Genomic DNA, 13,644 nt, shown 5'->3' on the forward strand with positions numbered 1-13,644 from the left:
CAGTTGCTACGAGGCGACCTGAAAGGCCATGGTGGCCTGTACGGCTCGCTTCCAGCCGTCATACAGTTCATTGCGCCTGTCGTCGCTCATGTGGGGTTCGAAGCGGCGTTCGATCGCCCATTGCTCGGCGATCTGCTCGCGCGACTCCCAGAACCCGAGGGCGAGACCGGCAAGATAGGCGGCGCCCAGCGCCGTCGTTTCGTTGATTTCGCTACGCAGCACGTCGACGTTGAGAATATCCGCCTGGAACTGAGCCAGGAAGTTGTTGGCGATGGCGCCACCGTCGGTGCGCAATTCGGTCAGATCGATTCCCGAATCGGACTGCATCGCCTTGAGGACGTCCGCCGTCTGATAGGCCATGGACTCGATGGCGGCGCGGATGAACTGCTCCTTGCTGGTACCCCGCGACAGGCCGAACATCGCGCCGCGCACGTTCGAATTCCAGTAGGGCGCGCCGAGGCCGGTGAAGGCCGGTACCAGGTAGACGCCGTCGTTGCTGCCGGCGCGCTCGGCATAGGCTTCGGAGTCCGACGCCTTGCCCAGCATCCGCAGCCCGTCGCGCAGCCACTGCACTACCGAGCCGGCGACGAAGATGGCCCCTTCCAGAGCGTATTCGACTTCGCCGTCGATCTCCCAGGCGATGGTCGTCAGCAGACCGTTTTCCGATTTCGTGGCCTCACTGCCGGTGTTCATCAGCGTGAAGCAGCCGGTGCCATAGGTGTTCTTGGCCATGCCGGGCTTGAAGCAGGCCTGGCCGAACAGGGCGGCTTGCTGGTCGCCAGCAATACCCGCGATCGGCAGCTCGTTGCCGAAGAAGTATTTCGGCAGCACGTTGCCATAGACTTCGCTGGAGGATTTGACCTCGGGCAGCATCGATTCCGGCACGCCGAACAGCTCGAGCAGCTCCGGATCCCACCGGCGTTCACGGATGTTGAACATCAGTGTGCGCGAGGCGTTGGTCACGTCGGTGACGTGTTCGGCGCCGCCGGTCAGGTTCCAGATCAGCCAGGAATCCATGGTGCCGAACAGCAGGTCGCCTTTTTCGGCCTTCTCCTTGACGCCGTCGACGTTGTCGAAGATCCACTTGACCTTGGTGCCTGAAAAATAGGCGTCGATCACCAGGCCGGTCTTGTCGCGGATCATGTCGGCGTGGCCCGCTTCGCGCAGCTGGTCACAGATCTCGGCCGAATGCCGCGATTGCCAGACGATGGCGTTGTAGACCGGCTGGCCGGTGTGCTTGTCCCAGATCACCGTGGTCTCACGCTGATTGGTAATGCCGATGCCGGCAATTTCCGAGACGTCGACCTGGGTGTTGTTGATCACCTCGGTCAGCGTTGTCAGCACGCTGGTCATGATGTCGCGCGGGTTGTGTTCCACCCAGCCCGGTCGCGGAAAGATCTGTTCGAACTCGCGCTGGGCAACGCCTGCGATCTGCCCATTGTGATCGAACAGCATGGCGCGGGAACTGGTCGTACCCTGGTCGATCGCGAGTACGTATTTCTTTTCGTCGCTCATGGCGGTTGCTCCTCGTATTCGTTGCGGAAATCGATCAGTCAGACGGGTTAATAGATGTAGGCTACAAGCGCAGCCAGCGTGCTACCGATGACAGGGCCGACCACGGGAACCCAGGCATAGCGCCAGTCGTTAGGGCCCTTGTTCTTGATCGGCAGTACGGCATGGGCAATGCGGGGGCCGAGGTCACGCGCTGGGTTGATGGCGTAGCCTGTCGGCCCACCCAGCGAGGCCCCGATCGAGACCACCAGCAGTGCGACCGCCAATGGCCCGAGGCCGGATGGCGTGTTACCGAACATGATGATCACGAAGATCAGTACAAAGGTGCCGACGATCTCGCTGACCAGATTCCAGCCGTAGGATCGGATGGTCGGTGCCGTGGAAAACGTAGCCAGTTTGATGGAGCTATCTTCGGTGTCATCGTACTGTTTTTTATAGGCGAGGTAGCAAACGACCGCCCCGAGAAAGCCGCCGACGAACTCAGCCACAAAGTACGTGACAGTCGTGACGACATTGATCGGAATACCATCGGCGTACTCCTGAGCCGGACCGATAAGTAAACTGAGAGTCACCGCTGGGTTGAGATGCGCACCGGTATCGTAGGCAACGTAGACCCCGCAGAACACGGCAAGCCCCCAGCCGAAGAAGATCACGATGCCATCGCTGCCGTTGCCGTTCGTCCTGTTCAGCAGGACGTTGGCCACGACGCCGCAACCCAGTAGCGTCAGGAACGCCGTTCCGGCGATCTCGTGAACCAGTATCGTTTCTACAATGCCCATGAATATCCCTTACTGTCACGAATGTCGTATCCGGATAAGGCCGGACTTGCATGCCCAGCAAGGTGAATGCCGATAAAAATGATGGGCTGGCGTGCCATGTGCTTCCTCCTTCGTGTTGCGCCTCTCGTATCGATGGCAGTCGGATTGATGCCGTCATTCGCGACGGCGGCGTTCGCTTATGGGGTCCGGGAGCGTACCTAGATTTCCGGCTCGGCCTTGGTGGGCCCGTCGGAAGAGCGAGCGAGGTAGTCGGCAAGCCGTTGGCATTGATCATCGTCGAGCCGTAACCCGAGCTTGGATCGCCGCCAGAGGATATCTTCGGCAGTTCGTGCCCACTCGTGATCGCGCAGGTAATCGACTTCGGCGGCATACAGGTCGGCGCCAAAATGCTCGCCCAGATCTTCCAGGCTTTTTGCACCCTCCACGATGTCGCGCACGCGGGTCCCGTAGTTGAAGACCAGGCGATTGGCCATGCCCAGGGGAATGAAGGGGTGACTGGCCTGTAGCGACTCGAACAGATGCTGGGGTTTCGCTTCTTCTCCGCCGGGGAGCGGGTGGCCCTTGCCGGTCCAGGCTTTTCCCTGGTTGCCGAGCTCAGGGGCCAGTTGATCGACGGCATCCTCGGCAAGCCGCCGATAGGTGGTCAGCTTGCCGCCGAAGACGTTGAGCAGGACGGCGCCGCCGGAGGTATCGAGCTGGATGCGGTAATCGCGGGTGATTTCGCTGGCGTTGTCCTCGCGATCGTCGAGCAGAGGGCGCACGCCGGAGTAGCTCCAGACGACGTCGTCGGGACCGATCGACTGCTCGAAATAGCGATTGGCGGATTCGCAGAGATAGCGGACCTCGTCTTCCTCGATCGCCACTCTGCCCGGTGCGCCCTCATGCTCGACGTCGGTCGTTCCGATCAGCGTGAAATCACGCTCGTAGGGGATGGCGAACACGATGCGGCCATCGGGCTGCTGGAAGATGTAGGCGTAGTCGTGGTCGAACAGCCGGTTGACCACGATATGGCTGCCCTTGATCAGGCGCAGCGAATACGGATGCTTCTGCGAAGCGACCTCGTCGAGGAAACGTACGGCCCAGGGCCCGGCCGCATTGGCCAGCCCGCGCGAGTGAACCTCGATTGTCTCGCCGTCCATCGTCTTTAGAGTGACTTGCCAACCGTCGGCGTTGCGCACCGCCGTTTCCGCGCGGGTACGCGTCATGATACGGGCGCCACGGTCGGCCGCGTCCATGCAGTTGAGCACCACCAGCCGAGCATCCTGAACCCAGGCATCCGAGTAGGCGAAGCCCTTCGTGAATTCTGACTTCAGCGGAGCGCCGGCCGCATGATCGGCGAACTTGACGCCGTGTGAGCTAGCCAACGTCTGTCGTCCGCCCAGGTGGTCATACAGGAAAAGCCCGGTTCGGATCATCCAGGCCGGCCGCAGATGCTTCTGATGAGGCAGGATGAAACGCATCGGCCAGATGATGTGCGGTGCAGCCTTGAGCAATATTTCGCGCTCGGAAAGCGCCTTGGCCACGAGCTTGAATTCGTACTGCTCGAGATAACGCAGGCCACCGTGGATCAGCTTGGTCGACGCCGAAGACGTATGGCTGGCGAGATCATCCGCCTCGACCAGCAACACCGAAAGGCCGCGACCCGCGGCGTCACGCGCGATACCCGCGCCGTTGATACCGCCGCCGATGACAATCAGATCGTAGCTTGCGTTGGCCATGTTCGGATCTGCTCGCTAATGTTCGAATTGACTCATTGTGGCTCGCTATCGAACATTTTTAATTAATCAAAAAGTATTAGATGCTGGACAAGTCGTATGTCTGTTGTGGATTGCGAGAGCGATAACTGCCTGATTAATCAATAGTCTAGAGCGACTTTATCCATTCGTTTACGAGATTTTCATCAATGAAAATTTCTTGGGTCAGAAGTTTTTATCCGAATTTCATGAGCTTGAATCGTGTAGAGACAAGTGTCAGAGGGAGGGGCTGGTGGCGGTCATCATGACGACTCGCGATAGGCCTGCCTGGGGCGGGGTGGAAGCGCGGATGCGGAGAGGAGAGAGCTTTCGAAATCGAACATTGGGTCTGCGTTCGAGACCGTAATACTTAGGGAGGTACAGGAGGTAAACGATGACCGAAGAGCGACCCCCAATATCCATCCTGGCGAGATTCTGCTGGAGGATGTCATCGAGCCGTTGGGTTTGACCAACAATGCCATGGCCATTGGTGTGTCGGCGATCCGTATCGGCGAAATCACGCGCGGGGCGCGGGCGATCACGGCAGACACGGATTTGCGCCTGTCGATCTACTTCGGTACCAGCCCGGGCTATTGGCTGCGGCTACAGAATTCCTATGATCTGGATGAGGCCAGACGCCACGGTCACTACGAGGGGATTCGCCCTCGGGTGGCTTGATCGAGCCAGGTAACCAGAAGGGCGGCGCCAATGTCGCCTTCGGCACGAACCGCCGTATCCGCTTCTCTCCGCCTAACTTGCAGCTGAATCCCTCTCATGTCGCTGTCTCATATTTCACGCCAGCTTCTGCAGTTCTTCATACAGCGCCACGGGAATCTTCACGCCATTGACGCGGCTGCGTTCCCGCGCTTCGTAACGACGCTGCGAGGGCAGCCGGGCGCCCTGGTCGAGAATGCGCTCGAACAGCACTTCCGCGTGGGCGAGATGCGTGTCGGCACGTTCGCCCAGGAAGGTGGCGGGGGAGAGGGCGATGATGATCTCGCCGTGGTAGGGCTTGCCGGTGCCTTCATCGTTGGCGGGCTGAGTTTCGTGGCTGAGCACGTCGCCGATCAAGGGGCCGGCGAGCAGTTCGATCATGGTCGAGAGTGCGGAGCCCTTGTGACCGCCGAAGGGAAGCATGGCGCCTTCGAGTGCGGCTGTCGGATCGGTGGTCGCGTTGCCCTGGTCGTCCAGTGCCCAGCCTTCGGGGATCGAGTCGCCGGCGCGTTTGTGCAGTTCGATCTCGCCGCGGGCGACGACGCTGGTGGCGAAGTCGAAGGTGTAAGGGTGCTTGCCCGGCCGCGGCCAGGAAAAGGCGATGGGGTTGGTGCCGAGCAGCGGGCGGTTGCCGCCCGTGGGGGCGACGAAGGCATGGGTCGGGTTCATCGCCAGGCCGACCAGCCCCATCTCGGCGAGCGCTTCGACCTCGGGCCAGAGTGCGGAGAAGTGGAAGCAGTTGTTGATGGCGAGTGCGGCGATGCCGTTACGTTCGGCCTTCTCCTTGAGAGGCGACTTGCCTCGTTCGAAAGAGAGCAGCGAGTTGCCCCGATGCGCATCGATCCTCACGATGCCGGGCGCCTGATCGATGATCTCCGGCTCGGCCTGGGTATCGACACCGCCTTTTCTGGCGGTTTCCACGCAACTGATGAGGCGATAAAGGCCGTGGGAATGGCATTCGTCACGTTGCGCCGCGATCACACTGCGCGTGATTGCGCCGGCGTGGGCGTCGCTGAATCCGGCATTGCCGAGGATGCGCAGGCTCAGCGCTTCGGCGTCTCGAAGCGAAAGGGTAATGTCTTGTTCCATGATCGGGCTCTTCGGCGGGTGCATCAGACATTGGCATGCAAAGACGCCAGACAGTGAGTCGGCTCTTTGTCATACAAGCAGGAAGCCAGCATAAACGTCTGAAACGTCAGCGCCTGTTAGACGAAAGTGATAGTTCGTCGAGCGTGATGCCCACGAATGGTGTGGTTGCATGTCGGGCTAGGTCGGATCCTGATGAGATCCCGGCACCGCCAGCGCGTTCAGATCGAGCATCTGGATCGCGCTGATTGCGGCCTCGATGGCGCCTTCCTGGCACAAGCCGGACAGGGCGGCGTTTTCATAGCCAGACAGTGCGGCCTCGATGCAGGCTTTTTGGACTTTCGTGGCGAGCTGCAGCGCTTCCGTCTCGTTCATCGCTTCTTCTCCAATCGTCCATCGCGCATTTGCAGGTACTCTCTGAGCACCACGGCATGATTGCATTCGACGTCTTTCGCAGCGAACAGCAGCGTCAGCTGCTGCTGGCGGGCGATCTCACATAGCTCGTCGAGAGCGGTGGTGTCGGCCTCGGCGAGTTCCGCGAGATACGCCTTTCGAAACGCTTGCCAGCGTTCCCGGTCATGGCCGAACCACTGGCGTAGTGCCTTGCTGGGCGCCAGCGTCTTGTACCACTCGTCGATCCTGGCATCTCGTTTGGCGATGCCGCGCGGCCACATGCCGTCGACCAGTACTCGATAGCCGTCGTTCTGGGCGGTGTCGTCGTAAATCCGTTTGAGCTGGATCTTCATGGGCTCTCCTGCGGAGTGGGCATGGCGGTGGCCGGACGAGCTGAATCCGAACTGAATCAGGGCGCTGCCGTCACCGACGATAACCCTAATGTAGCCAAAGCTGCATGGGCAGGAACGTCCGCTCAGGAGGAGGTATCAGGCCGGCAGCTGCCCGCGAATTACCGTTGGCTGGGCGGTTAGCGGTAGCAATCTCCGCCAATATCCGGATACTTATAACGCTGTGTTTTTGTTTCTAACAACAAGCAAGGATAAAAAATTATGAAAAAGGCTTTTGTGGTTCCAGCCGCTGCCGCTCTTTTCGCCGTCGGCTCGACCGCCTCGGCTGTGGCTCCTGCCCAGGAGAAGCCGCTGGTCATCGGCACCAACAACTGGGCCGAGAACGTTGCCGTCGCCAACCTCTGGAAGCTGGTGCTGGATGACCAGGGGTATGACGTCGAGCTATCGGATGTCGGCAAGAGTGCCTTGTTTGCGGGATTGGCGAGCGGCGATTTCGATCTGTCGCTGGAACTGTGGCTGCCGTATACCGACAAGGCGTTTCTCGAGCCGTACAAGGATACGCTCGAGGTTCACGACGCCTGGTATGACAGGACCGGGCTGGGCCTGGTGGTGCCGAGCTATGTCGACATCGATTCCATTCCGGAACTGGCGAAGCGTGCCGACGAGTTCGAATACCAGGGCAGCCCGACGATTCTGGGGATCGACCCGGGCTCGGCGATCGCCGGGATGACCGACGACGCTATCGAAACCTACGATCTGCCTCTGAACCAGGTGAACAGCTCCGAACCGGCGATGATGTCCGCGCTCGACCGCGCCTACAAGAGTGAAGAGCCGATCGTGGTAACGCTGTGGAATCCGCACTGGGCCTTCGCGGACTACGATCTGAAGTATCTCAAGGATCCCGAGAAGGTCTATGGCGACGGTGACACGATCTACTGGTTCTCCCGCGAGGGCTTTTCGGGAGACGATCCGTGGCTGACGGCGGTGCTCGATGCCTGGCACATGAGCGATGAAAGTCTCGGCGAGCTGATGTCGGAGATCGAGTCTCAGGACGATCCGGTGGCGGGCGCACGGACCTGGCTCGAGGAAAACCGCGATCAGGTCGACGAATGGCTGGCGGCCGGCGAGCAGATTCAACCGTAGCGATAGCGGCGATCGCGTCTTGTCCTGCGTGGCTGGCCGCTTCTATTAAACGGAACGGTCAGTCAGTGCAACCACTGCGGGTTACGCTATTGGACAATTGATTAAACGCTGCTTCACGCTCTAGTCTGTGCCGATTACCGGATACCTGACAGACCGGTAACACAATGACAATCGGCCACAAGCCGATATCACAATAACAGCGTGCTGCTGTGCAGGAGATTGACAATGAAGAAGACGCTGCTTGCGGCTGGCATCGCCGCCATGATGCTGGGCGCGACCCCGGTCATGGCCAAGACGCTGGTCTACTGCTCCGAAGGCTCTCCGGAAGGCTTCGATCCCTCGCTCTACACTGCGGGGACCACCTTCGACGCGTCGAGCAAGACGGTCTACAACCGTCTGGTCCAGTTCAAGCCGGGTACCACCGAAGTCGAACCGGCCATCGCCAAGAGCTGGGAAATCTCCGACGACGGCCTGGAAGTGACCTTCCATCTGCGCGATGACGTCAAGTTCCAGACCACCGACTTCTTCACGCCGAGTCGAAAACTCAACGCCGACGACGTCATCTGGACGTTCGAGCGTCAGATGGACGAGAACAACCCGTATTACAAGCTCGCCAACGGCAGCTTCGAGTACTTCAATTCGATGTCGATGGGCGAGTTGATCAAGTCGATCGAGAAGGTCGACGATCATACCGTGAAGTTCGTGCTCACCAAGCCCAACGCGCCATTCGTCGCCAATCTGGCAATGGACTTCGCTTCGATCCACTCCAAGGAGTACGAGCAGCAGTTGCTCGACGAGGGCAAGCCGGAGCTGGCCAACCAGCAGCCGATCGGCACCGGTCCGTTTCAGTTCGTCAACTACCGTGAAGATGCGGCCATTCGCTATCAGGCCAACCCGGACTACTTCCGCGGCAAGCAGCCGATCGACAACCTGGTCTTCGCCATCACTTCCGATGCCCAGGTTCGCTACCAGAAGCTGATGGCGGGCGAGTGTCATGTGATGCCGTTCCCGAATCCGTCCGATGTCGAAGAGATGAAGCAGAACGACGACATCAACGTACTCCAGGAAGCGGGTCTGAACGTGGCCTACTTGGCCTACAACACCCAGCAGGCGCCATTCGACAAGCCGGAAGTGCGCAAGGCACTCAACATGGCGATCAACAAGCAGGCGATCATCGACGCGGTGTTCCAGGGCGCTGGCGAAGTCGCCAAGAACCCGATCCCGCCGACCATGTGGGGCTACAACGACGACATCCAGGATGATCAGTACGATCCCGAGAAAGCCAAGCAGATGCTGGCCGATGCGGGCGTCGAGAACCTGAAGATGAACATCTGGGCGATGCCGGTTCAGCGTCCGTACATGCCGAATGCGCGGCGTACCGCCGAGCTGATGCAGTCGGATCTGGCCAAGGTCGGTGTCGATGCGGAGATCGTCACCTACGAGTGGGGCGAGTATCTGAAGCGTTCTTCGGATACCAAGCGCGAGGGCGCGGTCATTCTGGGCTGGACCGGCGACAACGGCGATCCGGACAACTTCATGGGCGTGCTGCTCGGCTGTGATGGTGTCGGCGGTGCCAACCGTTCGCAGTGGTGCCACCAGCCGTTCGACGAGCTGATCCAGAAAGCGCGCACGCTGAGCGATCAGGGCGAGCGTGCCAAGCTCTACGAGCAGGCGCAGGAGATCTTCAAGGAGCAGGCACCGTGGGACACCCTGGCCCACTCCACGGTCTTCATGCCGATCCGCAAGGAAGTGACCGGCTACAAGATCGATCCGCTCGGCGGCCATAGCTTCGAAGGCGTCGACATCGAGTGATTCTCTCCTAGCGGAGACGCGGGGCGGCCCTGACAGCCGCCCCGTTTCTTAACGCGCGACTAGCTAGTACTCCAAAATGTTCAAATTCTTTCTGGTCAAGCTGGCGCAGCTGGTCCCGACGTTCATTGGCGTCACCATCGTTGCGTTTGCTTTCATTCGCCTGTTGCCGGGCGATCCGATTCTGCTGATGGCGGGAGAGCGCGGCATCTCGGCCGAACGCTACGCTCAGCTCGAGTCTCAAATGGGTTTCGACCGCTCTCTGGTCGTCCAGTATCTCGATTTTCTGAAGGGGCTGCTGCACGGCGACCTCGGTAATTCGCTGGTCACTCACGCACCGGTGATGGACGAGTTCATGAGCCGCTTTCCGGCCACGCTCGAACTCTCGCTGTTCGCCTTGGCGTTCGCTGTCATCATCGGCCTGCCGGCCGGCGTGCTGGCCGCGGTCAAACGCGGCAAGACGCTCGATCACACCATCATGGGTATCAGCCTCACCGGCTACTCGATGCCGATCTTCTGGTGGGGCCTGCTGCTGATCATGCTGTTCTCCAGCACCCTGGGCTGGACCCCGGTCTCGGGGCGCATCTCTTTTTTGTACTTCATCGAACCCGTGACGGGATTCATGACCATCGATAGTCTGATCGCGGGTGATTGGGGCGCCTTCCTGTCGTCACTGCACTATCTGATCCTGCCGTCGATCGTGCTCGGGACGATTCCGCTGGCGGTCATTGCGCGTCAGACCCGCTCTTCGATGCTCGAAGTGCTGGGCGAGGACTACGTGCGTACCGCGCGGGCCAAGGGGCTGTCGAACTTTCGCGTAATCATGGTGCACACGCTGCGTAATGCGCTGATCTCGGTGGTGACGGTGATCGGCCTGCAGGTCGGCCTGCTGCTGGCGGGGGCCATCCTGACCGAGACGATCTTCTCCTGGCCGGGTATCGGCAAGTGGATGATCGATGCGATCTCGCGGCGTGACTATCCCTCGGTGCAGGGTGGTCTGGTGCTGATCGCGTTCATCGTGATGATCGTCAATCTGCTGGTTGATCTCGCCTATGGCGTCATCAATCCACGCATTCGCCATTAACAGGGGGCTTTCATCATGAGTACCATTTCTACCCCCGCCGCACCCGGTTCGTTCCGCTACCAGCTGGCCTCCTTCTGGAGCGACTTCAGTGCCAGTCGCGGCGCGCTGGTCGGCTTGATTTTCATTGTTTTCATTCTGCTGGTCGCGCTGTTTGCCCCCTGGGTCGCGCCGCATGATCCGGCGATGCAGGACCGTGCGGCGCTGCTGGTGCCTCCGGTCTGGCATGCCGAAGGAAGCTGGGACTATCTCCTCGGTACGGATGCCGTGGGTCGCGACATTCTTTCCCGTCTGATCTACGGGGCGCGCTATTCGCTCTCGATCAGCGCCATGGTGGTCATCATCTCGATGGGCGCCGGGATCTTCCTCGGCCTGCTGGCCGGGTACTTCCGCGGCTGGGTCGAGACCATCATCACCCGCGTGATGGACGTGGTGCTGGCATTCCCCAGCCTGCTGCTGGCGTTGGGTCTGGTCGCCATTCTGAGCCCGGGTCTGACCAGTGCCATGATCGCCATCGCGATGGTCCAGTTGCCCTACTTCGTGCGACTGACCCGGGCTGCGGTGATCGGCGAAAAGAGTCGCGAGTACGTCATTGCCAGCCGGCTCTCCGGCGCCGGACATCTGCGGCTGATGTTCAACACGCTGCTGCCCAACTGCATGGCGCCGCTGATCGTCCAGGCGACGCTCTCTTTCTCCACCGCGATTCTCGATATCGCCGCGCTGGGTTTTCTCGGCATGGGCGTCCAGCCGCCGACGCCGGAGTGGGGCGCGATGCTGGCCAATGCGCGCGAGTTCATGGGCAGCGCCTACTGGGCGGTCACGTTCCCGGGGCTGATCATTCTGCTCACGGTATTGATGATCAATCTGATGGGTGACGGCTTGCGCGATGCGCTCGATCCCAAAATGAAGCGTTCATGACGCAGGAGGCTCTTTCATGGCATTACTAGATATCGAAGGGCTCAGCGTTCGCTTCCAGACGAGCAGTGGCCTGTTCGCGGCCGTGGAGGGCGTCAATATCAACGTCGACCGCGGCGAGGTGTGGTCGATCGTGGGCGAGTCCGGTTCGGGCAAGTCCGTGTCGATGCTCGCCACCATGGGCCTGCTGCCGTGGACGGCACAGGTCACCGCCGACAAGATGGCCTTCGATGGCCAGGATCTGCAGCAGTTGAGCTCGCGCCAGCGCCGGCGCATCGTCGGCGGCGAGATGTCGATGATCTTTCAGGAGCCGATGAGCAGCCTCAATCCCTGCTTCACCGTCGGCACCCAGATCGACGAAATGATCAAGCAGCACCTGGGCGGATCGCGCAAGGAGCGCCACGAGCGGGCGCTGGATCTGCTGGCGCAGGTGGGGATTCCCGACCCGGCGCGTCGGATCAAGGCGTATCCGCATCAGCTCTCCGGCGGCATGAGCCAGCGGGTGATGATCGCCATGGCGATCTCCTGCAATCCGCGCCTGCTGATCGCCGACGAGCCGACCACGGCGCTCGACGTCACCATCCAGGCCCAGATTCTCGAGCTGCTGCTGCGGCTGCAGGAAGATACCGGCATGGCGCTGATCCTGATTACCCATGACATGGGCGTGGTCGCTGAGACGGCCAAGCACGTGGTAGTGCAGTACGCCGGCCGCCAGGTCGAGAAGCAGGACGTGAAGTCGCTGTTCGCCAATCCGCGTCATCCCTACACCGAGGCGCTGCTGTCGGCGCTGCCGGAGCGCGCCGGCGATCAGGACCGCCTGCCGACCATTCCCGGCGTCGTGCCCGGTCAGCATGATCGCCCGACGGGTTGCCTGTTCAACCCGCGCTGCCGCTATGCCACCGAGCACTGCCGCGAGGTCGAGCCGGTGGCGGCGCCGGACGATCCGGCCAGAACGCTGTGCCACTATCCGCTCGATCACCCGGCAGCCGGTACGCCGCCTTCGGCCGCTTCGTCGCAAGAGCCGCTGCAGACGAACCCCTCTTCCCAGAACCCGTCGCGACCGGAGGTGCGCCCATGAGCCGCGATGCCGTATTGAGCGCCGTCAATCTGACCCGTCACTATCAGATCAAGGGTGGGCCGTTCTCCAAGCCGGCGACGGTGAAAGCGCTCAACGAAGCCACTTTCGAACTCTATCCCGGCCAGACGCTGGCCGTGGTCGGCGAGTCCGGCTGCGGCAAGTCGACCCTGGCCCGGGTGCTGACGATGATCGAGCCGCCCACCAGCGGCAAGCTGACGATCAGCGGGCACGAGGTATCGTTGAAGGAAGGGCAGCGCCCGCCGGCCGCGCTGCGCCGGGAGGTGCAGATCATCTTCCAGAACCCGTATGGCTCGCTCAACCCGCGCAAGACGGTGGCGACCATGCTGGAAGAGCCGCTCAAGCTCAACCGCAAGGAGATGAGCGCCGCCGAGCGACGCCAGGCGGCGCTAGACATGATCGCCAAGGTCGGGCTGCGCCCGGAACACGCCGATCGCTACCCGCACATGTTCTCCGGCGGGCAGCGTCAGCGCATCGCCATTGCGCGCGCCCTGATGCTCAACCCGAAGATTCTGGTGCTGGACGAGCCGGTCTCGGCGCTGGATCTGTCGATCCAGGCGCAGGTGCTCAACCTGCTGGCGGATCTGCAGGACGAGTTCGGGCTGGCCTACGTGTTCATCTCGCACGATCTGTCGGTGGTGCGCCGCATCGCCGACGACGTGATCGTGATGTACTTCGGCCAGCCGGTGGAAACCGGGCCGGCGGAGGAGGTCTTCACCACGCCGCGCCACCCCTACACCCAGGCGCTGTTTTCGGCCACACCGGTGGCGGATCCCAACCGCCGACGCGAGCGCGTCCATCTCAAGGGCGAGCCGCCTTCGCCGCTGGCGCCGCCGCCGGGCTGCCCGTTCGCCCCGCGCTGCCATCTGGCGACCGAGGCCTGCACCCAGGCCGATCCGCCGCTGGATAGCGTCAACGACCGGGTCAAGGTTGCCTGCATCCATGTCGACCAGGCGGTCGCCAAGTACGCCCGGGCGGGTTGAACCGAAAGCCTCCCGCCCAATGCGAGCGCCGATTGCTGCAAGACAGTCGG

13 protein-coding genes are annotated in these 13,644 nt (G+C 61.4%); 7 read left to right on the forward strand and 6 right to left on the reverse strand.

The features are described 5' to 3' along the window. Window positions 1-6: 6 nt before the first annotated feature. The 3 genes from glpK to glpD form a co-directional block, all read right to left on the reverse strand. Window positions 7-1,515, reverse strand: a complete 1,509-nt coding sequence (glpK, locus tag ACWHY3_RS00645) for a glycerol kinase GlpK (protein ID WP_087720551.1) — start codon at window positions 1,513-1,515, stop codon at window positions 7-9. 47 nt (window positions 1,516-1,562) lie between these two features. After that, window positions 1,563-2,291, reverse strand: coding sequence for an MIP/aquaporin family protein (locus ACWHY3_RS00650; RefSeq protein ID WP_071232351.1), 729 nt, complete (start codon window positions 2,289-2,291; stop codon window positions 1,563-1,565). 197 nt (window positions 2,292-2,488) lie between these two features. After that, window positions 2,489-4,009 (reverse strand): glycerol-3-phosphate dehydrogenase, encoded by a 1,521-nt coding sequence (glpD, locus tag ACWHY3_RS00655; RefSeq protein ID WP_303854669.1) that lies wholly within the window; start codon window positions 4,007-4,009, stop codon window positions 2,489-2,491. Between the two features lie 474 nt (window positions 4,010-4,483). Between glpD and ACWHY3_RS00660 the strand changes: the two genes are divergently transcribed. Then, complete coding sequence (locus tag ACWHY3_RS00660; RefSeq protein ID WP_448127359.1) at window positions 4,484-4,702, forward strand: HigA family addiction module antitoxin; 219 nt, start codon at window positions 4,484-4,486, stop codon at window positions 4,700-4,702. Between the two features lie 114 nt (window positions 4,703-4,816). Here the strand turns inward: ACWHY3_RS00660 and ACWHY3_RS00665 are convergent, their stop codons facing one another. The 3 genes from ACWHY3_RS00665 to ACWHY3_RS00675 form a co-directional block, all read right to left on the reverse strand. Further along, entirely contained in the window at window positions 4,817-5,827 is a 1,011-nt protein-coding gene (locus tag ACWHY3_RS00665) for an Ldh family oxidoreductase (RefSeq protein ID WP_332779428.1), read from the reverse strand. A gap of 177 nt (window positions 5,828-6,004) precedes the next feature. After that, window positions 6,005-6,199: an acetyltransferase gene (locus ACWHY3_RS00670; RefSeq protein WP_071232347.1), complete on the reverse strand. Its 195-nt coding sequence runs from the start codon at window positions 6,197-6,199 to the stop codon at window positions 6,005-6,007. Further along, entirely contained in the window at window positions 6,196-6,570 is a 375-nt protein-coding gene (locus tag ACWHY3_RS00675; protein ID WP_303854667.1) for a DUF488 domain-containing protein, read from the reverse strand. The genes ACWHY3_RS00670 and ACWHY3_RS00675 overlap by 4 nt, the downstream gene beginning before the upstream one ends. 258 nt (window positions 6,571-6,828) lie before the next feature. On the opposite strand from ACWHY3_RS00675, the gene ACWHY3_RS00680 reads away from it, so the two are divergent. The 6 genes from ACWHY3_RS00680 to ACWHY3_RS00705 all read left to right on the forward strand — a co-directional run bounded on the left by ACWHY3_RS00680 (window position 6,829) and on the right by ACWHY3_RS00705 (window position 13,594). Continuing rightward, window positions 6,829-7,710: a glycine betaine ABC transporter substrate-binding protein gene (locus ACWHY3_RS00680; protein WP_332779429.1), complete on the forward strand. Its 882-nt coding sequence runs from the start codon at window positions 6,829-6,831 to the stop codon at window positions 7,708-7,710. Between the two features lie 225 nt (window positions 7,711-7,935). Further along, a complete protein-coding gene (locus tag ACWHY3_RS00685; protein ID WP_448127360.1) occupies window positions 7,936-9,522 on the forward strand; it encodes an ABC transporter substrate-binding protein in 1,587 nt (528 codons plus the stop codon). A 76-nt stretch (window positions 9,523-9,598) separates the two neighbouring features. Beyond that, complete coding sequence (locus ACWHY3_RS00690) at window positions 9,599-10,603, forward strand: ABC transporter permease subunit (protein ID WP_448127361.1); 1,005 nt, start codon at window positions 9,599-9,601, stop codon at window positions 10,601-10,603. 15 nt (window positions 10,604-10,618) lie between these two features. Beyond that, entirely contained in the window at window positions 10,619-11,518 is a 900-nt protein-coding gene (locus tag ACWHY3_RS00695; protein WP_448127362.1) for an ABC transporter permease subunit, read from the forward strand. 16 nt (window positions 11,519-11,534) lie between these two features. Next, window positions 11,535-12,593 (forward strand): ABC transporter ATP-binding protein, encoded by a 1,059-nt coding sequence (locus ACWHY3_RS00700; RefSeq protein WP_448127363.1) that lies wholly within the window; start codon window positions 11,535-11,537, stop codon window positions 12,591-12,593. Next, window positions 12,590-13,594: a dipeptide ABC transporter ATP-binding protein gene (locus ACWHY3_RS00705; RefSeq protein WP_071232340.1), complete on the forward strand. Its 1,005-nt coding sequence runs from the start codon at window positions 12,590-12,592 to the stop codon at window positions 13,592-13,594. Before ACWHY3_RS00700 ends, ACWHY3_RS00705 begins: the two co-directional genes overlap by 4 nt. Window positions 13,595-13,644 lie beyond the last annotated feature (50 nt).

The organism is Salinicola sp. NYA28a, from assembly GCF_976982775.1.